The sequence below is a fragment of the Dactylosporangium cerinum genome (genome assembly GCF_042653625.1).
Lineage (GTDB): Bacteria > Actinomycetota > Actinomycetes > Mycobacteriales > Micromonosporaceae > Dactylosporangium > Dactylosporangium cerinum.
On the sequence record NZ_JBHSIU010000105.1, the window covers coordinates 89,234 to 114,624 of the forward strand.

Here is a 25,391-nt window from a genome sequence, read left to right on the forward strand (position 1 = left end):
CGAACGCACCCGACGCGGTGTGCCCGCTCAGGCACCACGATCGGCGTAGAGAATCGCTTCGAACGCCTCCCATGCGATCCGCGACACCTGGGCCCGCCTGGCGGTGTTCCCCAGACCGCCGGTGCCGCGACGGCGCCACCGGGCGATCCGCTCGTCCGCCGCCGCGGCGACCGCGGGACGGGCGGCATCGGCGTCCAGGCCCACCCGCTGTGCGTCGTTGGTGCCCCGGGCCAGGTCGAGCAGGTCCCGCTCCGCCTGGTCGTCCAGCCCCAGCGAACGCAGATCGGCGACCGCGGCGGTGATCGCGACGAACCGCATGGTCGGGTGCGCGCGCAGTTCGGCCAGTCGCTGGCGCAGCCCGGCCATCGCTGCCGCACGGCCGGGATCGGACCAGGCGACGAGGTCCAGCGCGGCCATCGCGCCCGCGGTGCGGAGGATGTCGGCGGCGGGCACGAACCTGTCCTCGATGACCGACCGCACCGCGGCGAGCCCGGCCAGTTCGCCGAGGCGCCGGGTCACCACCTCGACCGGGTAGCCGCCCTCGTCGTACAGCGCGAGCGCCGCGGTGATGCCGTAGCGGCCCAGCAGCGCCAGCAGCCGGCGGCGCCCCGCCGCGTCGCCGGGCAGCCCGCTGTCGTCGATGAAGGCGTCGGCCGACAGCAGCCGGGCCCGCCGGGCCGGCGCCGGCACCGCGGCGGCGACGGCCCGCAGCAGGTCCGCGTCGCCGGGGTCGAGTTCGCCGAGCGCGGCCGTCTGGGCCAGCAGCCCGACCACCGGGATCACGTCGGAGACGTTCGCCCGCAGCCGTCCGGCGTATCTCCCGGCGACCCGCCGGGCCTGCGGCCACGGATCGCCCTCGCCGGTGCCCAGGCGGTCGATCTGGCTCAGCACGCCGACCGCGTTGGCCAACGACAGCCCGGCGGCCGACGTCGCGGCGGTGAACGACTCGAGCGCCTCCTGTTCCCGAGAACCCGGATGCGGCATCACGAAGACCAGCGCGTCGCATTCCCGCAACGCGGCCATGGACATGTCGTCGAGACCGGACAACGCGTCCAGCCCGGGCGTGTCAACCAGCGTGTACGCGGTCAGCGCCGGGTGTGGCGTGCACAGCGTGACGGATCGCAGCTCGGCCGCCGGACGCCCCAGGTCGGCGGGGATGCGGCCATCCGGGGTCGGTGCGATGTGGTAGGCCGGGCCGCTGCGTGGCTGCACCTCGACCGTCGTGCGCTCGCCGTGCCGGAACCAGGTCACCACCCTGGTGCATTCCGTGCTCCCGGTCGCCGCCAGCCGGCTGCCGAGCAGCGCATTGACCAATGTGGACTTTCCCGCGTTCAGCCGGCCACCGACCGCGATCCGCAGTGTGGGTTCGGCCAGCCTGCGGGCGACCGCCTCGACCCGGCCCCGCTGCTCATCGGCGCCGAGGTCGGCGAGCACGCCGGCGCACAGCGAGCGCAACTGGTCCCGTAACGGGCCGGGCTCGTTCATGCCTGCAGGAAGGCGAGGAGGGCCCGGCGTCCCCGCGAGATCTGCGACTTCGCGGTGTCGATGGGCACGTTGCGCAACTCGGCGATCTCCCGGTACGACAGCCCGTGGAACCCGCGCAACAGGATCGCGGCGCGGAACTGCGGGGCGAGCTTGCCGATCGCCCAGTTCAACGCGATCCGATCGGTGACGGCGTCCTCGACCGGTGCCGGCGCCACGATCGACGTCTCGGTGTCCACGGCCGGCGTCGGGCGGCGGCCGCGCCGGCGCACCTCGTCGATCGCCGCGTTGGCCGCGATCCGGTGCAGCCAGGTGGCGATGTGCGACCTGCCGTCGAAGGCGCCGATCCTGAGCCAGGCGTTGGTGAGGGCGTCCTGCAGCGCGTCCGACGCGTCCTGTTCGTTGCCGGTGACGCGGCGGCAGACCGCCTTCATCTGCTGCTGGTGGCGCCGGGCCAGACTGTCGAACGCGTGGCGGTCACCGGTGCGGCTGCGCATCACCAGTTCGTCGTCGCTCGGATCCTGCCGCGGTGCCCACACCGCACCGCCCGGTTCGGCCATGCCGGGAGTGTAGGAACGCACCTGCCGCAGTTCCAGCCGTCACCGCGAATCCGATCTGTTCGGTCAGGATCACCAAGCTGTCAAGGGTGCCGGTCGCGACGGGTCAGTGGGCGCCCGGTCCTCCGGGGGACCGATGCGGTCCGGGTGCTCGCCGGTGCGCCCGTCGACGGCCCAGACCCCCATGCCCTGGTTGTCCCGGACGAGCAGGAACACCATGTCCGCGACGACCATCGGGGCGAGCACCACGATGCCGGCCGGCCCGCCGCTCCAGACACGGTGGCCGTCGGCCAGGTCGACGCCCGCCACGGTGGTCCGGCCCGTCCCGGCGGGGCGTATGTCGCCGTAGGCCAGCACCGCCAGACCGTTGGCGATCACCGGATCGTGGGCCGCGCCGGTGCGGTGCGCCCACCGGGGCCGGCCCGTCACCGCGTCGAAGCAGACGATCGCGCCGTCGACGCGCCCGCAGACCGCACCGCCACCGACCGAGGGCACCGCCGCGAGCCGCTGTCCCGGGCCGGTCCGCCAGCGGGTCGCACCGTCCCCGGCCGCGAAGGCGTGCACGCCGGCGGCGACCGCGTAGACGGTGTCGGCGGTGGCGAGGACGGTGACCGCGGGTTCGGTCGTGGCCCCGCTCCACAGCGCTTCGCCGGACGCCGGGTCCAGCGCCCACACCGCGTCGGCGGTGGTGACGAACATGGTGTCGGCCACGACGGCCGGCGACAGCGCGCGGCCGGGGCCGCCCGCGATCCCGGCCGTCCAGAGTTCGTCGCCGGTCGTTTCGGCCAGGGCGTGCACCCGGCCGTCGGCCGTGCCGGCGTAGAGGCGGCCGTCGCCCGGCGCAGCGAACGCGTTGACCTCACCCGGCAGCGCCCGCCGCCACCGCTCACGGCCACCGGCATCGAGACTCCGCACGTCCGCGCGGGTGCCGACCAGGACCCCGTCGGGGTGGGCCAGCACCGCGCCCGTCACCTGGTACGCCCACCGGGGCCGGCCCGTCGCGGCGTCCAGGGCGAGGACCCGGCCGCCGTCGTATCCGTAGACGGCGTCACCCGCGGCGGCCAGGGTCTGCAGCTTCGGCACCGGCGGCGACGTCCACCGGACGGCACCGGAGTAGTCGTCGATCGCGCACACGACGCCGCCGCCCACATACAACCGGCCGGCGGCGTAGGCCATCGTCGTCGCCGATGCGTCGACGCGGGTCCGCCAGGGCCGCCACCCCGCCGCCCGCCGCACCGTGGGCGGTTGCGCGCCGGCGAGCGGCCCGGCCGCCGGGAAGCGCCCGGCCCGGCGGCTCGCGTCCGCGGTGACGGCCACCGGCGGCGGCGCCACGGTCAGCGGCCCGGCCGGCCTGGTCGGCCGGCGCAGTGCGCCGAGCACGACCGCGCTGCCCGGGTCGTCGCCGTCGCCGGGGGTGAGCCCGAACTCGGCGGCGAGGGTCTGCCTGACGATCGGGGTCCGCGCGGCGCCGCCGGCCAGGTACAGCGCCGCGAGGTCGGCGACGGACAGGCCCGCCCGTTCGACGGTGGCCCGGAGCTCCTCGACGCCACGACGGACGATCGGGCCGAGCCGGGCCTCGAGCTCCGGCCGGGTCACCCTGACGGGCCGGTCGAAGCCGGGCAGACCGAGGTCGGCGACCTCATGCCCGGACAGGGTCCGCCGCAGCGCCGCAACGTCCTGCCGCAGCCGGTCGCGGGCGGTCGCCCAGCGCTCGCCGGGATCGTGGGCCAGCAGGTCCCAGGTGGCCGGATCGGCGTCGACCGCCCGGTCAGCGACGAGCTCGACCAGCGCGTCGTCGAAGTCGGCGCCGCCGATCGCGATCCGGCCGGGCGGGCCGGCCAGTGCGAACCCGGTCCGGGTGCGCCGCAGCACGGCCACGTCGAGGCCGTCACCCAGGTCGAACACGGCGACATGAGCGCCGTCGCGGGTCGCGTCCATGCCGTAGTGGGCCGCCACCGCGACCGGTCCCGCGACCAGGCGCGGCTCGGGCAGGCCGGCCCGCACGGCGGCGGTGGCCAGCTGTCGCAGCGCCGACGCGGTCCACAGTGCCGGGTGCGTCAGAACGGTCGCCGACGGCGGTTGGGTGAACTGGGCCCGGGCCACGCCCGCCCCGTGCGCGAGCACCGCCGCGACGAGGTCGACGGCGTCCGCGTCGGCCCCGCCGAGGCGAACGACCGCCGGGCTCCGGGTCAGCGCACGCATCGGATCCGGTTCGCACAGGTGCGGATGCGACGCGGCGAGGGCAACGGCCTGCTCGCCCGTGCGCAGCAGCCCGTCCGGCGCCCTGGCGACCAGGGAGGGCAGGTCGGCCGCGACGGTGTCGATCCGGTCACCGCGCCGGCCGGCGACCGCCATGCAGCTCCCACCGAGGTCGATCGCAAGCGTCCAGCCGGCCACGGGCACACTCCTTCTTCCGCTTCGTCTTCCGCCTCGTCCGCGGATTGGACGGTCGCCGGCGGCCCGATGTTCCCGCCGCCGTTCAGACGCGGTCGTCCTCGGCCAGATAGGCCCGGAGCAGCACCCGCGCCCGCGAGAGCCGGGTGCGCACGGTCGCGGCCGAGATGTTGCACAGGGCCGCGATGTCCGCGGGGGCCCAGCCGTGCCCGTACGCCAGCGTGACCACGATCCGGAAGTGCTCCGGCAGCCGGTGCAGCGCGTGCCGCAGCGCGTCCAGTTCCACCACCGTCGACTCATGCGACGCGCCGGTCGGCCGCGGCTCCGGCAGCTCGGCCAGCGGCTGCGGCCGGCGGACGCGCCGGCGGTGCTCGTCGATGGCGGTGTTGGCCACGATCCGGTACAGCCAGGTCCGCACGCTCGACCGGGCGTCGAAGGAGCCACAGGCCCGCCACGCCTTCAGCGTGGCCTCCTGCTGGAGGTCGGCCAGGTCGTGCGGGTCACGGCTGAACCGCCGGCAGAAGCCGCGCAGGTCGGCGTCGTACCGCGCGAGGATGATCTCGAAGGCCGACAGGTCACCCTCCGCACTCCGCCGGATCAACGACCAGTCGTCGTCCGCCGCAGGAGCCTCCACCATCGTTGTCACTGCCGTCTCCGTCATGTCGCGTCGCTGGACTCCGCCCGGCGCCCGGGTGGGCAGCCTCAGGGTGGTCGCGACACGACCGGGAAACGCGCTCAGATGAGCTGATCACCGCACCGCTTCGGCGGACTGTCCTGAGTTGGACGACCACCGCCCGGCGCCTGCGCCCACGAAGTTGCCGGCGGGCACATTCGTGGGTCGCCGAGCGTCCAACTGGACACGACACGCAGAAGGGCGCGCACCATGAACCTGGCTTTCCGCACATCATCCTTACGGCGAGGTGGCCTGGTCGCCGCCATGGCCGTGCTCGTCGCGCTCGCGTCCGGATGCGGCGGCGGTAGCGGTGGCAGTGCGTCCGCACCGGCCTATCACGCGGACGACGCGACGACCGCCTCGGACCGGACCGGCTCGCATGCCGACGACGACGAGGACACGCCCGCGCCGAGGACCACACCGACCAGAGCCACCTCGACCAGGACCACCTCGACCAAGACCGCCTCGACCAGGACCACACCCGCCCGCACGACCCGCCCCTCGACACCGGCGGGCTGCCCGAACAACTCGCTCGAGCACTGCTTCACGTACTCGGGGATGGAGGCCTTCTACAAGGAGGCGATCAAGTTCGTGGACCAGTTCATGGCCGGCAGCTACAAGAACATGCCGAGGCCCGCGCACTACTACTATCTCCGCCACGGGATGACGGCGAGCGGCCCGTGCGGCGGGCCGGACGACACGGCCTACGAGTACTGTCCCGCCAACGACAGCGTCTATCTGGGCCAGGACTCGCTGTGGGAGTTCTACCGGGAGACCGGCGACGCCGGAGCGGTGGTCGGGCTGGCGCACGAGGTCGGACACCACATCCAGACGACGGCCAGGGTCCCGTTGCCGTCAACCGCCGCCCAGGGCATCCGGCACGAGAACCAGGCGGACTGCATCGCCGGAGCATTCGTGCGGTTCGCTGACGGCAAGGGATGGCTGGAGTACCCGGACGACCTCAACGACCTGGACGCCCTGCTCCGCAAGATCGCGTCGGCCGAAGGGCCGGACCGCGACCACGGCACCCTCGCCGAACGGACGAGGTCGATGCGGCTCGGCATCAACGGCGGCCTCAAGGCGTGCAACCCGTTCTTCCCGGCCACCCCCGTCATCAGCTGACGCGGCGGGGTCCGCTCATCGGCTGGCGTGGTGCGGGTCCGCTCATCGGCTGACGTGGTGCGGGGTCCGCGGACCCGGGCCGACCGTCGCGGCCAGGGCCAGTGCCGCGGCCCGGCCGGCGCGGTTGGCGCCGACGGTGCTCGCGGACGGCCCGTAGCCGATGAGGTGGACGAGAGGTTCCCGGACCGCTGCCGTGCCGTCCAGGCGGATGCCACCGCCCGGTTCCCGCAGGTGCAGCGGCGCCAGGTGGCTCAGCGCCGCCCGGAAACCGGTCGCCCAGATGATCACGTCGGCGGGCTCGAACGACGTGCCGGACATGACGCCGCCGGGGACCAGGCGGTCGAACATCGGGTGGCGGTCCAGGGCGCCCTTGGCGAGCGCGGCCCGGACCAGCGTGGTGTAGCCGAGGCCGGTGACGCTGACGACGCTCTGCGGCGGCAGCCCGGCGGCGACCCGGGACGTGACCGACGCGATGACGGCGCGGCCGCGGTCCTCGGTGAACTCGCCGTCGTGGAACTGCGGTGGGCGGCGGGTCACCCAGCGGATCGACGCGGCGACCCCGGGCAGCTCCGACAGGACGTGGACGGCGGAGTTGCCACCGCCGACGACGATCACCCGCTGCCCGGCGAACTCGGCCGGCCCGCGGTAGGCGGCGTAGTGCAGCTGCCGGCCCTGGAAGTCGCCGGCACCGGGGTACGCCGGGATGTAGGGCCGGGTCCAGGTGCCGGTCGCGTTGATGATCGCCCGCGCGTGCCAGTCGCCCGCGTCGGTGGCGACGACGAAGCCGGGGGTGACCGCGCGGACCCGCACCGGCCGCCGCACGTCAAGCTCGAAGTGCCGCTCGTATTCGGCGAAGTAGGCCGCGACCACCGGCGCGGCGGGGCCGTCCGGCGGCGGGACGAAGGGCAGGCCCGGCAGGTCGAAGATGCGGTGCAGGTCGCCGACGCCGAGGGACGGCGCCCGGTGCTGCCAGGCGCCGCCGGGCGCGTCGTCGGCGTCGAGGACGGCGAAGTCCAGGCCGAGCCGGCGCAGGTGATACGCCGCGGACAGCCCAGCCTGTCCCGCGCCGATGACAACGACGTCCGCGTCCACGATGGGGAGAACCCCACCGTGGACGCGGATCTTCCGGTTGGTGACCCAGCTAACGGGTCATTTCGCCTTGCCCTTGGTGAGGCCCCAGGCGGTGGTGTTCAGCGTGTCCTCGGTGCCGAAGAGGCCCTCGTTCGGGAAGAACTCGTCGTCGCCGAAGTCGTAGTCGACGTCGTCCGCGGTGCCGCCGACGTTGTCCGGGCCGACCCCGAAGAGGCCGGGGAACGCGCCGCCGGCGTCCATGAGGTTCGGGGTGGAGTTGAGCGGGTCGGTGTGGAAGTTGCCGTAGAGGTGGCCGCCTTCGTGGGCGACGACGTTGCCCAGGGCCCGCCCGATGAACTTGATCTTGTTACTGGCGGGGGTGATGTACGTGTTGAGCGACGCCGCTCCACTCGGGTCACTCAGCACGTCCAGCAGGACGATCGCGCTGTCCTCGTTCGCGTAGTTGCCCGGGTCGATGAACTGCGCGATGCCGATGGTGTCGATGCCCGACTCGGCGATCGTGCCGCCGACGACGATGCGGTGCACGTTCGGCTGGCCGAACGGGTCCGGGTCGTCGCGGCTGTTGAGGATCTTCAACCCGAAGCGCGGGTTGGTACCGCGGGCTTTCGCGTCGGTGATGATGCTCTCCCGGACCGAGGCGATGACCTCGTTGATCACCTTGTTCTCGTCGGCGGCGGTCAGGCCCCACTTGCCGAGGAAGCCGGCCAGCGGCGAGAGGGTGCGCACCCCGGGACCGCCGAAGATCGCGGTGTTGATCCGGGCGCCGTCGAAGTCCAGGAAGAGGGTCTGGACCGTGCCGTTGTCCTGCGCCTCGGGGCCGGGACGGTAGGCCTCGAGGGTGATGTCGTACAGGCCGGCGGTGCCGCCCACCTCGACGGTGAACCGGCCGGTGGTCGCGGCGACCTGCGACACGACCGCGTTGCCGCCGCCGGGCAGCGGCGAGGACGGCGCGTAGATGAAGCTCGCGTCCTGCTCGGAGCCGAACACGGTCCGACCAGACGGGTCGCGGACGGTGAGCCGGGTGCCGACGCCGGTCACCGACGCGCCCAGGACGTCCCCGGCGAGCAGGTCGACGGCATAGAAGTCCCGGTCGGGGAAGGCGAGCGAGGCGTTGAGCAGGTACGGCCCCTCGCTGCCGGACCCGAGCCCGCTGCCGGAGTCGAACGGGTCGGCGGGGAACACGGTGCCGGTGCCGAACCCGGAGATCAGCAGGTAGTAGGTGCCGGACGTGGTGATCGTGAAGTCGAGCAGGCTGTCCAGGCCCGGTCCGCCGTCGTCGTCGGTGCCGACGAGCACGCCGGCGGCGTCGTACAGGCCGATGACGGTGTCGAGCGACCCGCTCGGCGTGTCGGTCCCGGCCAGCAGCTGCTGGCCCGCGAGCGCGGTGACCTTGATGAAGTCGAAGTCCCCGGTGTCGTCGCCGGCGCTGCCGTGCGGGCCGTCACCGATGTCGCCGCTCGTTGCGATGCCCTTGCGCCCCGCGCCGAACAGCAGGTCCGATGCGATCGGGATGGCGCCGTTGTCCTCCGCGCCCGCGGAGACCGTGGTCAGGCCGACCGTCTCCGGGGAGAGCTGCCCGAGCACGCGCGCCCGGTTGTTGACCTTCTTGCCGGTCCCGAAGCCCTTGACCAGTTCGGCGGTGGCGTGGCTGTCGTTGGAGCCGAACGTGTTGCGCGGCTCCGCCTCGTCGTGCAGCAGCGGTGACGTCGCCGCCGCCGTCAGCGAGTTCTTCTTCAGGTTGGCCCGGGCGGCGGCCTGCGTCCTGGCCACTTCCGACCAGTAGTACTTGTCGACCTTGCTGTTGTCGCGCAGCAGCGCGGTGTAGGGGTTGACGGCGTTCTGCGGGGCCTTCAGCGTCGACTGCTGCTTCGGCACCACCTGGATGCCTGCGGCGAGCTGGCGCTTGATGCCGTCGCTGAGCTCCTTGGCCGGCGCCGCCGTGGCGGGACTCGGTGGCAACGCCACCAGGGCCGCACCCACCAATCCGGCGACGGCGAAACTCGCGAGCCTTTTCCTCACTTGGCCTCCCCATTGAGTCAGGCGTTTCGTGCACGCTATGGCCTGCAAGGTCGTCTCCACTACCCCCCATCGCTGTCAATATCAGATTTAACAGGTCAAATGATCAACGCCTATGTTGATCTCGACGCGCCGGGGCGATTCGGCCTCGCTAGAGTGTTGGGGTGCCGAACGCCGCCAGCCCCACCCAGCGCCTGCTCACCGCCGATGACCTGACCACCCTGCTGGGCGAGCGGTTCGGACTGACCGCCGTCCACTGTGGACCGCTGAGCGGGGGGACGTTCGCCGCGGTGTGGCAGGCGACGCTGGACGACGGGCGCGACGTCGTGGTCAAGGTCGGGCCGCCCGCCGGGGTGCCGCTGCTGCGCTACGAGCAGGGCGTCATCGCGGCCGAGGCGCGCTACTACCGGACGGTCGGCGTGGCGACCCCGCACGTGCCGGTGCCGCCGGTGCTCCACGCCGACGACGACGTGGTGGTCGTCGGGCTGCTGCCCGGCCGGCCGCTGACCGAGCTGCCCGGCGAGGGCGCCGCCGAGACGGTCCGTGAGCAGCTCGGCGTGGCACTGCGGCACCTGCACGCCGTGACCGGCGGGCACTTCGGATACGACGGGGACGGCCGGACGTCCGCGACGACGTGGCGAGCCGCGTTCACCGCGATGACCGCCGACCTCCTCGCCGACGCCGCGGACTGGGGCGTGCCGCTGCCGGTCCCGGCGGACGAGATCCTGGCCACCATCGACCGGCACGGCGACGCCCTCGACGAGGTCGAGCGGCCGGCGCTGGTGCACTTCGACCTGTGGGACGGCAACGTTCTGTGCGAGGGCGCCCGGCTCACCGGGCTCGTCGACGGCGAGCGGTACTTCTGGGGCGACCCGCTGTATGACTTCGTCTCCCCCGCCATCGGCCGCCGGATGGAGGAACTGCCCGAACATCCCGTGTTGCGCGGCTATTACGGCGGCGCCGGACCGCACACGTTCACCGCAACGCAGCGCCGCCGGCTGATGCTGTGCCGGCTGCAGTTTGAAATCCTGCTGCTGGCCGAGATGCCCAGCCGTGGCATGGTCGGCGACGAGGCCCGGCAGCGCCACGAGTGGGTGACGCCGCAACTGCTCGCCGACCATCGAGATCTTGGCCGCCCGGCCACGATGTGATATAGAGGACGCTACATACGGTAAGGGTGTCGATGGGCAGACGACAGGTCCTGATCACCACGGTGTATGGCGTGCTGATGACGGCGCTGGGCTCCGTGGTGTTCGTCGCGCCCGACCTGGATTCCATCGCCTGGGCCGGGATCGGCCTGTGCGGCGCCGGCGCGATCGTGCTCGGCATCCGCCGGATCCAGCCGCAGCGCCCCGGGCCCTGGTGGGCCCTGGCCGGCGCGCTCGTGGCGATGATGGCCGGCGACTTCCTGTTCGGACTGATGGTGGACGCCGGCGCCGACCCGCCGCCGCTGGCCAACCTCTGCTACCTGGCGATGTTCCCGCTCGTGGCGACCGCGCTCATCGGCCTGACCCGCACCTCGTCCGCCCTCGGCGGCCGGGCCGGCCTGCTGGACCTGCTCGCCGTCGGCGGCGCCGCACTGCTCGCCGCGTGGGTGTTCATCGTCAGCCCGCGGCTCGGCACCGGCCCGGTGACCGCCACCGAGTGGTCGATCCAGGCCGCGTTCACCCTCGGCGACGTGATCGTCCTGGTCGTGACCGTCCGGCTGGTCCGCGCCGCGCCGCGCAACCCGTCGGCGGTCCTGCTCGCCGCCGGCGCCGCCGGGATGCTCGTCGGCGATGTGGCGTACGGGATCGCCCAGCCGGACGGCGGGCTGGCGCCGGGCGGCCCGGCCGACCTCGCCTACGTCGTGCTGTACGCGACCTGGGGTGCGGCCGCGCTGCTGCCGTCGATGGTGCGGCTGACCGATCCGCCGGCCACCCCGCCGTCGGGCGACGAGCCGGCCCGCGGGCTCGGCATGGTGCCGCTGCTCGCCGCCGTCGGGGTCGCCTCGGTCGTCCTGGTGGGCCAGGCGCTGACCGGTCCGGTCCACGACGGCCCGGTGATCGCCGTCGCGTTCGGCATCAGCCTCGCGCTGCTGGTCACCAGGCTCAACGACGCCGTGCGCCGGCACGCCGACGGGCTGCGCCGCGAGCGGACCCTGCGGCACGCGGGCACGATCCTGGTCAGCGTCACTGACGCCGGGGCGGTCGCCGTCGCCGTGCGGACCGCGGTCCGCGAGCTGCTGCCGGCCGACACCCCGCACGTCATCGTGGTGGACTCCAGCCTCACCGACCTGCTGCCACTCAACGAGCTGTCCACGCCGCGGGTCGTGCCGCTGCACCTCACCCCACCGCTGTGGCACGAGCGGCTGGGCGACTTCGGCTACGTGCTGGTCTGTCCCCTGGACGCGGCCGTGCTCTACATCGCCGCCGAACGCCGGGACCTGCGCGTCGTCCAGGACGCGGTCACCGTCCTGGCCGGGCAGGCCGCGCTCGCACTGGCCCGGATCGCGCTCACCGAGGCGGCCAGCCGCCGCGACAGCGACGACTACCTGCGAGCCGTCGCCGAGCACACCAACGACGTCGTGCTGGTCCTCGACGACGACGAGCGGATCCGGTACACCAGCCCGTCGGTGACGGACCTGCTCGGCATCTGGCCGACCCCGTTCGCCACGCTGCGCGAGATCGTCAGCCCGGGCGACCGGGACCAGGTCGACGCGACCCTCGGCGTGGCCCTGACCGGCGGCCGGGACGGCACCCGCGACACCTGGAGCCTGCGCCGCCCCGACGGCACCCGCGTGCTGGTCGAGGTCCGCTTCCGGGACCTGCGTGACGACCGTCTCGTCCGGGGCCTGGTCATCACCATGCGCGACGTCACCGAGCAGCGCCGGCACGAGCTGGAGCTGCTGCGCCGCCACTGGGAGGACACCCCGGGCGCGGCGAACCGGGACAACTCGGCCCGGAAGTATCACTGAGAAGCGTCACAGGTACCGCTTGGCCGGTTGGTGGCACTGCGTGCCATGCTGAAGCGTGGCTACCACTGAAGCGGTCCCTGTCGCGCGGCGCCGGTCGCTGCTGCGCCCCCTGATCTTCGCGCTGACCCTCGTCTCCGTCCTGACACTGCTGTTCGGCGTGCCGTGGTGGTCACTGGTGCAGTCGGGCAACGCGTGGCCGCTGGGCGTCCGCGTCACCGGCACCGTGGTCTTCGCCGTGGGGCTGGTCGGGTTCCCGGTGCTGATGATGCTCGGCCACGGCCGCCGGCACCTCGACTGGGCGTCGCGGATCGCCGACACGACCCTCGGCGTGGTGTGGCAGCTGTTCGTCTGGGCGGTCGTCGGTGACCTGCTGCGCCTCGCCCTGCTCGCCGGCGGGGTCGGCGACCCGCTGCGCTCCCGGGTGGTGGCCGGGTTCACCGGGGTCGTCGCGGTCGGGCTGCTGCTGTGGGGCTACGTCGAGGCGATGCGGGTGCCCCGGGTCCGGCGCGTGGAGGTCGCCATCCCGCGGCTCGGCGCCGGCCTGGACGGGCTGAAGGTCGTCCTGCTCACCGACACCCACTACGGCCCGATCGACCGGGTCCGCTGGTCCAAGGGCGTCACCGAGGTCGTCAACGGCCTGGACGCCGACATCGTCGCGCACACCGGCGACATCGCCGACGGCACCGTCGAGCAGCGCACCGCGCAGGCCGCCCCGCTCGGCGACGTCAAGGCCCGCCACGCCCGGGTGTACGTGACGGGCAACCACGAGTACTACGGCGAGGCCGAGGGCTGGCTGCAGCGGATGGGCGAGCTCGGCTGGGAGGCGCTGCACAACCGGCACCTGGTCGTGGAGCGCGGCGGCGACCGTCTCGTCGTGGCCGGCGTCGACGACCGCACCGCCGCCGGCACCGGCCTGCAGGGCCACCGCGCCGACCACGCCACCGCCCTCGCCGGCGCCGACCCGGACCTGCCGGTGCTGCTGCTGGCCCACCAGCCGAAGCAGATCGTCGACGCCGTCGAGCACGGCATCGACCTGCAGCTGTCGGGCCACACCCACGGCGGTCAGATGTGGCCGTTCCACTACCTGGTGCGGCTCGACCAGCCGGTGGTGCAGGGCCTGACCCGGCACGGGGCGCGCACGCAGCTCTACACGAGCCGTGGCACCGGCTTCTGGGGCCCGCCGTTCCGCATCTTCGCCCCGAGCGAGATCACCGAGCTGACCCTGCGCCGGGCCTGACCGCGCCCCGCGCGAGATCGCCCTTCGCCTCGAGCGAGATCACCGAGCTGACCCTGCGCCGAGCGAGCTGACCCCGTGCCAAGCCTGACTGCGCACCCGGCCGGCGGCTGCATTCCGCTTTCCCAGCAACCGTAACCCACCCGACCAAATCCCCCGCCCGGCCCAACACGCAACGTAGTTCCCGCAGCTCGACAGGACCACTCCTATCATGACGGCCGATGAGGTGGCGCGTCAGGGCACAACGGTGACGGGCCACTTGCCGGACTTCACCAGGCGGACCGCGAGCGAACCGACGAACCGGTGGCCGAGCCGGGAGGAGGCGCCGACGACGACCGCGTCGGCCCGCAGCTCCGTCGCGACCCGCACGATCTCGGAGTAGGGGTCGCCGCGGACCGCGACGAACTCGGCGCGGATCCCGGCGTGCACCGAGCCCGCCTCGACCTGCCGCCGCATGTCCTCGGTGGCCTCGGTGATGGCCTGCTCGACCGCGGCGTACGCCCCGGGGGCGAAGACGCTGGCGGTGGGCACACCGGCGACGTAGACCACGACGAGCCGGGCACCCTGCCGGCGGGCCAGGCCGGCGGCATACGCACCGGCCCGCAGCGACGTGTCGGAGCCGTCGACGCCCACGACGATGACCTTCGGGCCGTCCGTGCCCAGTTCGAAGACCACGGCAACAGCATGCCGCAGCCCCCGGCGGATCCGCATCCGGGGGCCGCGGCACAAAAGCGTCTCAGACAGACTCGGCAACCGGCGAAGGGATGGCAGCCGGCCGGTAGATGAACCGGTCGGTGATGCCGAACCGCAGGCCGAAGGCGAGCACCAGGGTCACCAGGTTGGCGACCAGCTCGTTGACGCCGGCCCAGGAGACCAGCACCGCCAGCAGGGGGAGCCGGACGGCCAGGTCGAGGTTGTTGAGGACCACGAACCGGCCGAAGCGCCCGGCCCAGTGCCGGCCCCGCCGGCTGCGGAACACCACCAGGTCGACGAGGACGAAGTTCCAGCAGATGGCGACCTCGGTCGCGACCACGGCCGCCGGCAGGTAGTGCAGGTGCCAGTGGTCGACGAGCAGCCACATGACGGCGAGGTTGGGCAGGACCCCGGAGGCACCGACGGCGCCGAACCCGGCCATGCGCAGCAGGGCCTTCACGCGTGCACCTTCCGGATGATGACCTCCCCGAAGCGGACCACCTCGGTCGACTCGACGACCCCCTGGTGAAGGGTGGGCAGGTCGGCGAGGGTGCTGACGGCCTGGTCCGCCATGACGATGTAGTCGATGCTGGCCGCGCCGGCGGGCAGGATGTCGGCCATGACGGCTGGGTCGGTGTCGACCTTCCACAGCCAGACCGGTTTCGTGAACCCGGCGAGCTTCAGGTCCATCCAGATGTAGTCGTCGGTGACGACGACCGCGTCGCGGCCCACGTTGTCGATGACCCAGCGGGTCGCCGCCCGCGAGTTCGCGCTGCCGTCGAACGAGGCCTGGTCGCGCAGGGTGGTGACCCAGCCGGGCAGGACGAGCAGCGCCGCCAGTACCCCCGCCACCAATGAGAACGACAGACGAAGGCGGGGCAGGCGCGACCAGACGACGTCGCCGGCGCCCGCGATGAGCAGCGCGGCGAAGGGCAGCAGGGCGATGACGTAGGCGAACGGCATGTAGCCGCCCCGGCACATCATCACGACCTGGATGAGCAGCGCGAGGCCGATCGGCCGGAACCGGCGGACCGCGAGCCCGACCGGGATCAGGGCGACCCCGGGCAGCAGCAGCCACGGGTCGAGGTCGGTCCACGACTTGGCCAGGCTGAACGTGCCGGAGGACGGGTCCAGGAGGCTGCCGCTGCCGGAGCGGCCGAAGACCTGCCACCACAGCGCCCAGCTGAGGCTCACGTGCCCCTCGCCGGGCAGCAGCTCGTTCTTCAGCAGGGCGAAGACCGGGTAGGAGGCGACCAGCACCCCGAACGACACGAAGAACACGCCGAGGTTCCAGACGCGGGTGCGCCGGGAGGTGTGCTGGACGAGCAGCCAGACCAGGGCCGGCAGCAGGATGACGATGGTCTCCTTGCACAGCGCGGCCGAGGCGAACCAGATCGCGCTCCACAGGGCCGCGCCGACGCTGCGCCGCGGTGAGGCGGCGGCGGCGAACGCGGCGAGGATGAACATGGTGGCGAGGTTGTCCAGGAACACCATGCGGTGGAAGAAGACCGCGAGGGGGCTGACCGCGAAGACGAACACGGCGACGCCGGACCAGGCGCGGTTGAACCGCAGCCGCCGGGCCAGCAGGAACAGCAGGGCGCAGCTGACCAGCGCGGAGATGAGCATGACCTCCCGGCCGACCATGACCGCGCTGGGTGCCCGGTCGAAGCCGTCGGTGACGCCCGCGTAGCCGGCGATGATGGCCCAGCCGAGGAACGGGTGGTCGTACCAGTAGGTGTAGTGGGACAGGCCGCCGTGGTCGAGCATCGCCCACGCCTGGTTGACGTAGGTGCCCTCGTCGTCGTTGATGCGGCCGGGCCAGCCGTGCAGGTTCCAGCCGTTGACGAACCCGGCGAGGACCAGCAGCGGGGTGAGCACGTAGAGCGACTTGCGGTGGTGCCGCCAGCGCGACTCCCGCACCGGCGAGGCGACGGGCGCGCGGACCGGGCTGCGCTCGATTTCCAGGACCGCGGTCATGCGGGGGTACCTTCCAGAGCCAGCGGACGGTGGTGGCCGCCGTGGGCGGTCTTGTGCCAGGTGGTGTTGCCGTCCACGTGCTGCCACACGGCCCAGAACGCGGCGCCCATGAGCACCCACTGGTAGACGGGCGCGCCGAGCAGCAGGAACGCGTAGTGCCGCCAGAGGACCTTCTGCCGGTAGGCGCGCGCGAACTCGCGCAGCCCGACGATCTGCGTCGCCAGGGTGATGATGATCGGCACGAACGGGGCGTACATGAGCATCGCCACGAACACGGGCACCTTGAGCCAGAAGATCGTGACGATCGACAGCGGCAGCAGCAGCGCGGAGAACGCCTGCAGGAACGGGGTCGCCAGGATGTAGCCGGCGAGCGCCCGCTGGCGCAGGGTGGGCAGCGTCGCCCAGCGGCCCTCGAGCAGGATGCTGAGGAAGCCCTGGTTCCAGCGGACCCGCTGCCAGAACAGTGACCCGGACCGGCGGCTGCCGATGGTCTGCGGCACCTCCTCGCGGGTGGCGAGCTCCGGTTCGTAGGCGGCCACCACGCGGGCGTTGTACCGGGTGCACAGCAGCACGCCGAGCGCGCAGTCCTCGGTGAGGTTGTCGGGCCAGCCGCCGGCCTGTTCCAGCATCGGCCGGCGGATGAACACGGTGTTGCCGCCGAGCGGCACGAACCCGGTCCGCACCTGGTAGAACATGCGGCTGGTGAACCAGAAGAAGTACTCCATCACGTTGTGGACCTTGAACCAGTCGCGGACCCTGGTGCCGAGCGTCATCAGCTGCACCCCGCCCTGCACGACGTCGGCGTCGGTGCAGCCGAACAGCGTGTTGACCCGGGTCAGCAGCTGCGGCGCGACGTCGTCCTCGGCGTCGACGACCCCGATCACGGTGCCGGTCGCGACCTCCAGCGCGGCGTTGAGCTGCCGCGGCTTGTTGGATCTGGAGTACGCGCGCACGACCGTGCGGACCCGCCCGTGCGGGTCGTAGTTGGCCTGGACCCGCTGGACCTCGGCGATCGTCGCGTCGTCGCCGTCGCACAGCGACACGAGGATCTCGTAGTCGTCGTGGTCCTGCTGGAGCAGGTGGCGCAGGGTGCCGGCGATGACGTACTCCTCGTTGAGCGCCGGCACGATGATCGAGAAGCGTTCCTTGATCTCGTCGGGCACCGCGGCCGGCCACCGCATCTGTTCGACGGCTTCGGGGGTGCGCCAGCCGTACAGCCGCCACCGGACCTCGAGGGCGCCGACGACGGTGTTGTACGACGCGACGAGGGTCACCAGCAACGCCAGGACGGCGGCGCCGGACAGTGGTGAGACGGCAAGCGCGACGGTGGCGGCGCCGATGACGCCGAGCAGCGCGGCCCAGCGCAGCGCCGGGGTGCCGAACCAGGTGACCAGGCGCAGCCACGGCAGCTGGCGCAGGTAGAGCATCCCTTGCCGCAGGTCGCCCTTGCTGGCGCCGGCGTGCCGCTGCCCGAAGTCCAGCGGCAGTTCGGTCCGGCGGAGTCGGGGGTACCGGGCCAAGATCTCCAGCAGGATCTTGAAGCCCCGTGACCGCAGCTTGTCGGTGTCCATTTTATCGAGACGAACCCCGAAAAATCCGGTCATGGGGTCCGTCACGCCGCGCAGCGCGAACGGAAAAGCGAGCCGCGCGAGGAGCGTGGAGCCGGTCGAGACGACGCGGCGCACCGGGCCGTCGAGGCCGCCGCTGGAGCCGCCCTCGCAATAGCGGCTCGCCATCACCAGGTCAACCTCGTCCAGCGCGGCCAGCATCGCCGGGACCAGCTCCGGCGGGTGCTGCAGGTCCGCGTCCATGACCAGGGCCTTCAGCGCCCGGGCCCGCCGGAACCCGTCGACGACCGCGCCGGCCAGCCCGCCGACCCGCTGCCCGCCGGTGCGGTGGAACACCCGCACCCGCAGGTCGTCGCGCTCGAGCCGGGCCGCCGCGAGGGCGATCGCGTCGACGGTGTGCTCGTTGTCGCTGTCGTCGACGAACAACAGCTCGACGCCGTGCAGTACCGCCGCCAACCGCTCGATCAATGGACCTACGTTGTCTTCCTCATGTCGGCAGGGAATGACGATCGTGGCCGTGGGGGTCACGTGCTTCTCCTTCAACAGGTTCACAACCGGATGACCGAACAGCGCGCCAGTGCGCCGCCGCCGCTGTCGAAGTACTCGACGGTGAAGGTGTGATCGCCTTCAGCCAGGGCGGTTTCGAACGTGTACGTGGTCGGCGGGTGGTCGGACCATCCGTCGATCACCACGGCTCCGTCGATCGAGACGCGGATGCCGTCGTCACTGGTGGCGGTGATGCGGTACGTGCCGGCGGCCAGGTGGTCGGTCCTGGTCCAGCGGGCGGAGAACCCGTCGGCGGGCAGGCCCTCGGCCGGGGCCTCCAGGCCCCAGTCGTGGTCGACGGCCAGGTCCTGCCGGGTGAGCACGGGTGTTCCGGTGGCGGTTGTGTTGGTGTAGAAGGACGCCGTCCACGGGGTGGGTGGCGGCGGGTCGGCGGTCTTGTCGTAGCTGAGCCGGGCGATGGCCCCGGCGGCCTTCTCGTAGTACTCGACGACGATGACGTGGGCACCCTCGGCGAGGTTGCGCTGGACCACGAACATCGTCGGCGGCTGGTCGCGCCATTCGTCCAGGACGAGCACACCGTCGACGTAGAGCCGGGCGCCGTCGTCGGCGAGCAGCTTGAACGTGTAGACGCCGGCGGCGAGGTTGTCGGTGCGGGTCCACCGGGCCGAGTACCCGTCGGCCGGCAGGCCGGGGCCGGGCGAGCCGAGGCCCCAGTCGAAGTCGACGGCGGGGTCCTGGCGCAGCATCGCCGGGGCGCCGGCGAGGTTCGTGCCGAGGTAGTAGACACCGTCCCAGCCGGGCGGTGAGGTGACGTCGCCGACCCGGCGGTAGCCGAACTGCAGCCGGGCGCCGGCGGCGTTCTCGTAGTACTCGACGCGGATCGTGTGCGCTCCGCCGTCGGCGATCAGCTTGTCGGCGGTGAACTCCTCGTTCTGCTCCCGCCACTTGTCGAGGATCAGCTGGCCGTCGACGTACACCCGGATGCCGTCGTCGCTGGCGCCGCTGAACCGGTAGAGCCCGGACGGCAGCACGTCGGTGCGGGTGTAGACGGCGACGAAGTGATCGACGCCGATCCCGTTGCCCGGGCCGCCGTCCCCGTACGGGTGCTCGATCGCCGTTTCGGTGCGCTGGAAATCGGGCGCCCTGACCGGGATCGACGGCTGGGAGCCGGCGCCGGGCGTGTTCCAGTAGCTCGCCTGCCACGGCGGCGCGGGCGGCAGGTCCCCGGCTCGGTTCCAGGCGAGCCTGGCCAGGGCGCCGGCCGCGTTCTCGTAGTACTCCATGACGATGGTGTGCGCGCCGCCGCCGAGCGCCAGCCGGGCGGGGTAGGACGTGACGCCCTGGTCGGCCCAATGGTCGATGACCTTCTGCCCGTCGACCCAGAGCCGGACCCCGTCGTCGGACGTGGTGGTGAAGTCGTAGTAGCCGGCGGTCAGCGTCACCGACCGGGTCCACCGCGCAACGAAGTGGTCTGCGTCGATCAATGGGTCGGGCGAGCCGAGGCCCCAGTCGTGGTCGACGGCCGGCTCGTCCCGGCTGAGCTGCGGCCGGGTCGCCGGGATCGTCGGTGCGGTGCCGGCGCCCGGGGTGTTCCAGTACTCCGCGGTGAACACGTCGCGGGGCTGGTCCGGAGTGGTCTCCCAGGACAGCTTCGCGCTGGCGTCCACGACGTTGTCGTAGAACTCCATCCGCACCCGGTGCTGCCCGGCAGCGAAGTCGACGACGTAGTCGTAGGCCGTCGGGCCCTGGTCGTGCCACTGGTCGATGACGAGCTGGTCGTCGAGGTACAGGCGGGCGCCGTCGTCGGAGGCGATCGTGAAGCGGTACCGGCCGGCGGCGAAGAACTCCGTCTTGGACCAGCGGGCGGAGAAGTGGTCGGCCTGCACCCCGGGGCCCGGTGGCTCGACCGACCAGATGAAGTCGACCTTCGGGTCCTGCCGGGTGAGCGCGGGCGCGCCGGACAGGTCCTGGTTGTTGAAGTACTCCCCCAGGAACGGCGCCGACGGCGCGTAGTTCGCCGTCCACGTCGCCGGCTGCGCTTCTTCTGTGGGCGGCGTGGTGATGAAGTGGCGGATCGCGCCGCCGTCGGACCAGCCGGTGAAGTGGTACATCGTGCCGTCCGTGCCCTGGGCGGAGGGCGGCGCGGCGATCTCCCGCTTGAACCCGACGACGCCGTGGACGGTGTCCGGGGTGGCGATCGGCACCCCGTCGAGGGTCAGCCCGAGCCCCGGCGGGTTGGTGCGCAACGTCATCAGCGACGTCCGCGGGTAGATGAACACCGATTTTCGGCTGCTGAGCCCGTTGCGGTCGGTGACGGTCACGGCGATCTCGAACCAGGTGTCCGCGGACGCCTCGCCGGTCACCGGGATCGTGAACGTGCCGACCCGGCCGGTCAGCGGCCCCAGGAACGGGTGGACGTGGGTGTTGTGGTGCAGGAACACCTCGGTCTTGATGTCGCCGTCGCTGACGTCGTAGCCGGCGGCCTCGGTGCCGAACGCGTTGTAGGTGATCGTGTCGCCGGAGTTGTACCGGGCGCCGTCGACGGGCGCGGCGACCTGGACCGTGGGCGGCGCGCCGACCTGCACGACGATCGGCTTGGACGCGACGGTGTTCTGCCCGTCGGAGACGGTGAGCGTCACCGTGCGGACGCCGATCGTGGCGTAGGTCTTCGTCGGGTTCGGCGCGGTGCTGCTGGTGCCGTCGCCGAGGTCCCAGTGATACGTGAGGTCGTCGCCGTCCGGGTCGCTGGTGCCGGCGCTGCTGAAGTGCACGGTCAGCGGCTGCTGCCCGCCGGTGGAGTCCGCGGTGGCACGCACGACCGGCGCGCTGCCGGCGAGGCTGTAGGAGACCTTGTACAGCTGGCCCGGGAAGTACGTGATGTAGTACAGCGAGCCGTCGGGCCCGACCTTCAGGTCCACCACGCTGCCGGCGTCCGGGTCGAAGTCCTTGACCTGGGTGATCTGGCCGGCGTCGTCGAGCAGCGCCTGCTTGATGAAGCCGCGCGAGTAGTCGCCGAAGAACATGCTGCCCTGGTACTCGGCGGGGAACTGGCTGCCGTGATAGATCGGGCCGGCGGTCACCGCGCCGCTGCCGCCGTCGTGGTTGTAGGCGTGCAGCGGTTCCACGTACCCGGTGCACGTCGCCGTGCAGCGGCCCTCGTTGACCGGCCAGCCGTAGTTGCCGCCCTTGACGATGAGGTTGAGCTCTTCCCAGGTGTAGTCGCCGACGTCACCGCCGTAGAGCCGCCCGGTGGCGCTGTCGAACTGGAACCGCCACGGGTTACGGAAGCCGTATGCCCAGATCGCACCGAGTTTTCCGGGCTGCCCGGCGAATGGATTGTCGGGTGGAATGGAACCGTCCGGGTTGATTCGCAGGATCTTGCCGTGTGGGTTGGTCAGATCCTGTGCGTTCGGTGGATAGCCGTTGTCGCCCACGGCGAAGTAGAGCTTTCCGTCCGGGCCGAACCTGATGCTTCCACCGACGTGCAGCAACTGCGACGGCGATTGTGTCTGAAATATGGTGTACGGCCCGTCGGTGCCGATGTCACCGGACGCGTCGAAACGCACGAGGTGATTCAGCAGGTCGTGCCCGGTGTAATAGAAGTAGACGTAGTGGTTGGCGACGCCGAATCCCGGGTCGAACGCGACACCGATGAGCCCCCGGTCCCCCGACGCCTCCGAGGGCAGGTCAGCGAAGGGTTCGGGGAGCAGATGGCCGTCCTTGAAGATCTTGATTTTGCCGGTGCGCTCCAGGATGAAGATGCGCCCGTCGGGGGCGATCTCGAATCCCGAAGGACCGTCGAGTCCCGACCCGAGGACCAGTTGCGTGGTGAATCCGGGTGGGGTCGCAGCACCAGCCGGCGGCACCGGACCGACCAGTGACGCCACCAGTGTCAGCAATGCGACAAAAGCCAGGCACTTGCGCAACTTCCCACCCCACAGTCGTCCCTCGGCGTGAATCCTCGGGTCGCCGTGTGATGCGGCAATAGCAATTCATCGAATGAACGGTGACGAAATTGCGTCGGCATTGTTTCGCCGCCGCCGTTCATGTCGCGCTCGCACAGAAATGCGGCGCAGTTGTTCTTCCGGAAACATGCCGGAGGCTAGACAGTTATTGACGCCACCACCGGTAGCGAGGCGTAGCCGCGCAGCACCCGGGTGCGCCGGCGGCGCGGGGGGCCGTCAATGGCGAGGTCCGGGTGCCGATCGAACAGCGCCTTCAGGCCCACCTCACCTTCGAGGCGGGCCAGCGCGGCGCCGAGGCAGTAGTGCACGCCACCGGAGAACGACAGGTGGTCCCGGGCGTTGGACCGGGTGACGTCGAAGCGGTCCGGGTCGGCGAACACCGCGGGGTCGCGGTTCGCGCCGCCGAGCATGGGCACGACCACGTGCCCGGGCTGCAGCCTGGTGCCGGCGATCTCGACGGGCCGCTGGCAGACCCTGGCCGTGTTCTGCACCGGCGAGTCGTAGCGCAGCATCTCCTCCACGGCGCCGCGCCACAGCCCCGGATCCGCCTTCAGGGCCTCGAGCTGATCCGGGTGCGCCATGAGCAGCGCGGCACCCGTGCCGAGGAGATTGACGGTCGTCTCGAAGCCCGCGGCGAGCAGCAGGCCGGCGGTGGCGAGGAGCTCGTCGTCGGTGAGCTGCTCCCCCTCCAGGTGCACCAGCTGGCTGAGCAGATCGTCGCCGGGCGCCCTCCGGAGCCGCTCGAAGTGACCGCGCATCCAGGCGTTGCTCCGCCGGATGCCGATCTCCGTCCGCCGGTACTGCCGGTAGGACAGGCCCAGGTCAAGGGTCGGCGCGGCCGCGGTGCCCCAGTCCAGGAACTGCCGCCGCATGTCGAGGGGGACGCCGAGGATGTCGGCGATGACGGTGACGGGCAGCAGCGACGCGTAGCGCTCCACCAGGTCGAACCGCGGCCCCAGGTCGTGCAGCAGTTCCTCGGCGGTCTGCTCGATCTTGGGCCGCAACGCCTCGATCGCCCTGGCCGTGAAGACCTTCGAGACCAGGCGCCGGTAGCGGGTGTGATCCGGCGGGTCGGTCACCAGCATCGACGGCGGGTCGACCGGGCCGATCGGCGCGGTGCGCCGGCTGAGCCGCCACAGCAGCGCGACGGGCGTGGGCAGCCGCCGGTCACTGAACCCGACGCCGAACGCCTCGCTGCGCAGCACCGCGGACGCGACGTCATGCCGGGCCGTGGCCCACATCAGGCTGCCGCGGACGAGCGGACCCTGCTCGCGGATCCGGTCATAGAAGGGGTACGGGTCCTCGCGCACCTCGGGATCGACGAAGTACCGCGCCTGGACGTCCCCCTTGCGGGCCGCCGCGTTGATCCCCATCCGCGCGAACCCGTGCTTCGTGGCCCACCGCAGCACCGTCCCGGTCATGGTACTAGACGGTACCACGGGCTCCGGAGTTGACCTTGGACAATCTGACTGCCTATGACCAGTCAGATTGTCCAAGGTCAACGACGATCAGCCGGTCGCGCGGGGACGGGTGGTCACCGCCGAGAGGGGGACTGCTACGTCCTCGAGGGACTTGCCCTCGGCGTCGACGCCGAGGAACCATTCGACGACGCCGCCGATGATCATCACCGCGGCACCGATGAGATAGCCGATGAACAGCTTGCCGGGGTCCTCGCCCTCGCCGATCAGCCAGCCGTAGAAGATCGGGCCGATGGCGCCGAAGCACTGGGCGATGGCGAAGAACACCGCGATCGCCTGGGCCCGGATCTCCAGGGGGAAGATCTCGCTGACCGTCAGGTACGCCGAGCTCGCGCCGGCCGAGGCGAAGAAGAAGATGACGCACCAGGCGAGGGTCTGGGTGAACGCGTTGAGCATCCCCGCGTTGAACATCCACGCCGAGATCGCCAGGAGCACGCCCGACAGCACGTACGTGCCGGTGATCATCTTGCGCCGGCCGATCGAGTCGAAGAGGTGCCCGAGCAGCAGTGGGCCGGCGAGGTTGCCGAGGGCGAAGGCGATCAGGTAGATCGGGGTCTTCTCCGCGTCGACGTCGTAGAACTTCGCCAGGACCAGGGTGTAGGTGAAGAAGATCGCGTTGTACAGGAACGACTGCGTGATCATCAGGGTCGCCGACAGCGCGGACCGGGACGGCAGCTGCCGGAACAGGACCTTGATCAGCGACAGGTACCCGTGCGACGCGGACGTCCGGATCTCGATGGCCTTGCTCTCATCCAGTGGGGCGAGGGTCTGCCCGGAGCGCTCGACGTCGCGTTCGATCGAGGCGATGCTCTCCTCGGCCTCCTGCTCGCGGCCGTGCATGACCAGCCAGCGTGGACTCTCCGGCAGGTGTTTGCGGAGGTTCCAGATGGCCAGGCCGATGATCGGGCCGATCAGGAAGCCCAGCCGCCAGCTGATGTTCAGCGAGATGTGGTTGAGCAGGATGTACGTGCCGAGGGTGCCGATGATGGCGCCGCCCCAGTAGGTGCCGTTGACGCCGATGTCGACGCGGCCGCGGTATCTGGCCGGCATCATCTCGTCGATCGCCGAGTTGATCGCCGCGTACTCGCCGCCGATGCCGGCGCCGGCGATGAATCTCGTCAGGTAGAGGAACACCAGGCTGAGCGTGCTGTTGCCCCAGGTCAGCGCGGTCAGGGCGTTGCCCGCGAGGTAGACGCCGAGGGTGACGACGAACAGGTTCTTGCGGCCGAGGGCGTCGGACAGGCGGCCGAAGAGCAGCGCGCCGAACACCTCGCCCAGCAGGTACACGGTGGCGATGGCGCCGACCTGGGTGCTGCTGAGACCGAGCGTCTCCTGCCTGTTGAGCACCGCGCCCACGGCGCTCGCGATGGTGATCTCCAGGCCGTCGAGGACCCAGGCCGTGCCCAGTGCCAACACCATCCTGGTGTGGAACGGGGCCCAGGTCAGCCGGTCGATCCGGGCGGGGATCAGACTGCGGATGATGCCGCCGGTCGGCGCCGGGGCAGACTGCGTGTCGGACAAGGTGCACCTCCCAGGATTCCCTCCCAGCCCCGTGCCCCCATCGGCGAACCTCAAAACGCCACTCTTGACGCCCCCGCACGGATCGACCACCCTAAGTGTCGAGAGAGCGCTCTCTTCCCGCTTTGCGACCGACGCCCGCCAGCACCGGCCATCCGC

At 71.7% G+C, this 25,391-nt stretch carries 17 protein-coding genes; 4 read left to right on the plus strand and 13 right to left on the minus strand.

Going from position 1 to position 25,391, the window contains the following annotated elements; genetic code table 11:
- Window positions 1–27: 27 nt before the first annotated feature.
- From ACFPIJ_RS52960 to ACFPIJ_RS52975, 4 genes are all read right to left on the minus strand, one after another.
- Entirely contained in the window at window positions 28–1,485 is a 1,458-nt protein-coding gene (locus ACFPIJ_RS52960) for a dynamin family protein (RefSeq protein WP_380127146.1), read from the minus strand.
- A complete protein-coding gene (locus ACFPIJ_RS52965; protein ID WP_380127147.1) occupies window positions 1,482–2,042 on the minus strand; it encodes an RNA polymerase sigma factor in 561 nt (186 codons plus the stop codon). Before ACFPIJ_RS52965 ends, ACFPIJ_RS52960 begins: the two co-directional genes overlap by 4 nt.
- 69 nt (window positions 2,043–2,111) lie before the next feature.
- Window positions 2,112–4,436 (minus strand): outer membrane protein assembly factor BamB family protein, encoded by a 2,325-nt coding sequence (locus ACFPIJ_RS52970; RefSeq protein WP_380127149.1) that lies wholly within the window; start codon window positions 4,434–4,436, stop codon window positions 2,112–2,114.
- Window positions 4,437–4,518: 82 nt separating this feature from the next.
- Window positions 4,519–5,070: an RNA polymerase sigma factor gene (locus ACFPIJ_RS52975; RefSeq protein ID WP_380127378.1), complete on the minus strand. Its 552-nt coding sequence runs from the start codon at window positions 5,068–5,070 to the stop codon at window positions 4,519–4,521.
- A gap of 300 nt (window positions 5,071–5,370) precedes the next feature.
- Here ACFPIJ_RS52975 and ACFPIJ_RS52980 point away from each other — a divergent pair, with 300 nt between their 5' ends.
- Window positions 5,371–6,228, plus strand: a complete 858-nt coding sequence (locus ACFPIJ_RS52980; RefSeq protein WP_380127150.1) for a neutral zinc metallopeptidase — start codon at window positions 5,371–5,373, stop codon at window positions 6,226–6,228.
- Between the two features lie 42 nt (window positions 6,229–6,270).
- On the opposite strand, the gene ACFPIJ_RS52985 is transcribed toward ACFPIJ_RS52980, so the two are convergent.
- Complete coding sequence (locus ACFPIJ_RS52985) at window positions 6,271–7,350, minus strand: FAD-dependent oxidoreductase (protein ID WP_380127380.1); 1,080 nt, start codon at window positions 7,348–7,350, stop codon at window positions 6,271–6,273.
- 27 nt (window positions 7,351–7,377) lie between these two features.
- Window positions 7,378–9,339: a hypothetical protein gene (locus tag ACFPIJ_RS52990; protein WP_380127151.1), complete on the minus strand. Its 1,962-nt coding sequence runs from the start codon at window positions 9,337–9,339 to the stop codon at window positions 7,378–7,380.
- 161 nt (window positions 9,340–9,500) lie between these two features.
- On the opposite strand from ACFPIJ_RS52990, the gene ACFPIJ_RS52995 reads away from it, so the two are divergent.
- Genes ACFPIJ_RS52995 through ACFPIJ_RS53005 form a run of 3 tightly spaced genes read left to right on the plus strand, consistent with a single transcriptional unit; the run spans window position 9,501 to window position 13,529 of the window.
- Complete coding sequence (locus tag ACFPIJ_RS52995) at window positions 9,501–10,487, plus strand: phosphotransferase family protein (protein WP_380127152.1); 987 nt, start codon at window positions 9,501–9,503, stop codon at window positions 10,485–10,487.
- A 32-nt stretch (window positions 10,488–10,519) separates the two neighbouring features.
- Window positions 10,520–12,292 (plus strand): PAS domain-containing protein, encoded by a 1,773-nt coding sequence (locus tag ACFPIJ_RS53000; RefSeq protein WP_380127153.1) that lies wholly within the window; start codon window positions 10,520–10,522, stop codon window positions 12,290–12,292.
- A gap of 55 nt (window positions 12,293–12,347) precedes the next feature.
- Complete coding sequence (locus ACFPIJ_RS53005; protein WP_380127154.1) at window positions 12,348–13,529, plus strand: metallophosphoesterase; 1,182 nt, start codon at window positions 12,348–12,350, stop codon at window positions 13,527–13,529.
- Between the two features lie 231 nt (window positions 13,530–13,760).
- Here the strand turns inward: ACFPIJ_RS53005 and ACFPIJ_RS53010 are convergent, their stop codons facing one another.
- The 7 genes from ACFPIJ_RS53010 to ACFPIJ_RS53040 all read right to left on the minus strand — a co-directional run bounded on the left by ACFPIJ_RS53010 (window position 13,761) and on the right by ACFPIJ_RS53040 (window position 25,235).
- Window positions 13,761–14,201, minus strand: coding sequence for a universal stress protein (locus ACFPIJ_RS53010; protein ID WP_380127156.1), 441 nt, complete (start codon window positions 14,199–14,201; stop codon window positions 13,761–13,763).
- Window positions 14,202–14,262: 61 nt separating this feature from the next.
- A complete protein-coding gene (locus tag ACFPIJ_RS53015) occupies window positions 14,263–14,679 on the minus strand; it encodes a GtrA family protein (RefSeq protein ID WP_380127157.1) in 417 nt (138 codons plus the stop codon).
- The gene (locus ACFPIJ_RS53020) at window positions 14,676–16,196 is read right to left on the minus strand and encodes an ArnT family glycosyltransferase (RefSeq protein WP_380127159.1); all 1,521 of its coding nucleotides are present in this window, start codon (window positions 16,194–16,196) and stop codon (window positions 14,676–14,678) included. Before ACFPIJ_RS53020 ends, ACFPIJ_RS53015 begins: the two co-directional genes overlap by 4 nt.
- Entirely contained in the window at window positions 16,193–18,316 is a 2,124-nt protein-coding gene (locus tag ACFPIJ_RS53025; RefSeq protein ID WP_380127161.1) for a glycosyltransferase, read from the minus strand. Before ACFPIJ_RS53025 ends, ACFPIJ_RS53020 begins: the two co-directional genes overlap by 4 nt.
- Window positions 18,313–22,158: a PA14 domain-containing protein gene (locus ACFPIJ_RS53030; RefSeq protein ID WP_380127162.1), complete on the minus strand. Its 3,846-nt coding sequence runs from the start codon at window positions 22,156–22,158 to the stop codon at window positions 18,313–18,315. Before ACFPIJ_RS53030 ends, ACFPIJ_RS53025 begins: the two co-directional genes overlap by 4 nt.
- Before the next feature lie 215 nt (window positions 22,159–22,373).
- Window positions 22,374–23,657: a cytochrome P450 gene (locus ACFPIJ_RS53035; protein ID WP_380127163.1), complete on the minus strand. Its 1,284-nt coding sequence runs from the start codon at window positions 23,655–23,657 to the stop codon at window positions 22,374–22,376.
- Between the two features lie 87 nt (window positions 23,658–23,744).
- A complete protein-coding gene (locus tag ACFPIJ_RS53040; protein WP_380127164.1) occupies window positions 23,745–25,235 on the minus strand; it encodes an MFS transporter in 1,491 nt (496 codons plus the stop codon).
- Window positions 25,236–25,391: the final 156 nt, after the last annotated feature.

What these genes read in the sequence shown, in the direction of transcription:
- ACFPIJ_RS52980 (WP_380127150.1), top strand. Translation starts at nt 5,371, where the DNA reads ATGGCCGTGCTCGTCGCGCTCGCGTCCGGATGCGGCGGCGGTAGCGGT.
- ACFPIJ_RS53000 (WP_380127153.1), top strand. Translation starts at nt 10,520, where the DNA reads ATGGGCAGACGACAGGTCCTGATCACCACGGTGTATGGCGTGCTGATG.
- ACFPIJ_RS53020 (WP_380127159.1), bottom strand. Translation starts at nt 16,196, where the DNA reads ATGACCGCGGTCCTGGAAATCGAGCGCAGCCCGGTCCGCGCGCCCGTC.
- ACFPIJ_RS52960 (WP_380127146.1), bottom strand. Translation starts at nt 1,485, where the DNA reads ATGAACGAGCCCGGCCCGTTACGGGACCAGTTGCGCTCGCTGTGCGCC.
- ACFPIJ_RS52975 (WP_380127378.1), bottom strand. Translation starts at nt 5,070, where the DNA reads ATGGTGGAGGCTCCTGCGGCGGACGACGACTGGTCGTTGATCCGGCGG.
- ACFPIJ_RS52965 (WP_380127147.1), bottom strand. Translation starts at nt 2,042, where the DNA reads ATGGCCGAACCGGGCGGTGCGGTGTGGGCACCGCGGCAGGATCCGAGC.
- ACFPIJ_RS53035 (WP_380127163.1), bottom strand. Translation starts at nt 23,657, where the DNA reads ATGACCGGGACGGTGCTGCGGTGGGCCACGAAGCACGGGTTCGCGCGG.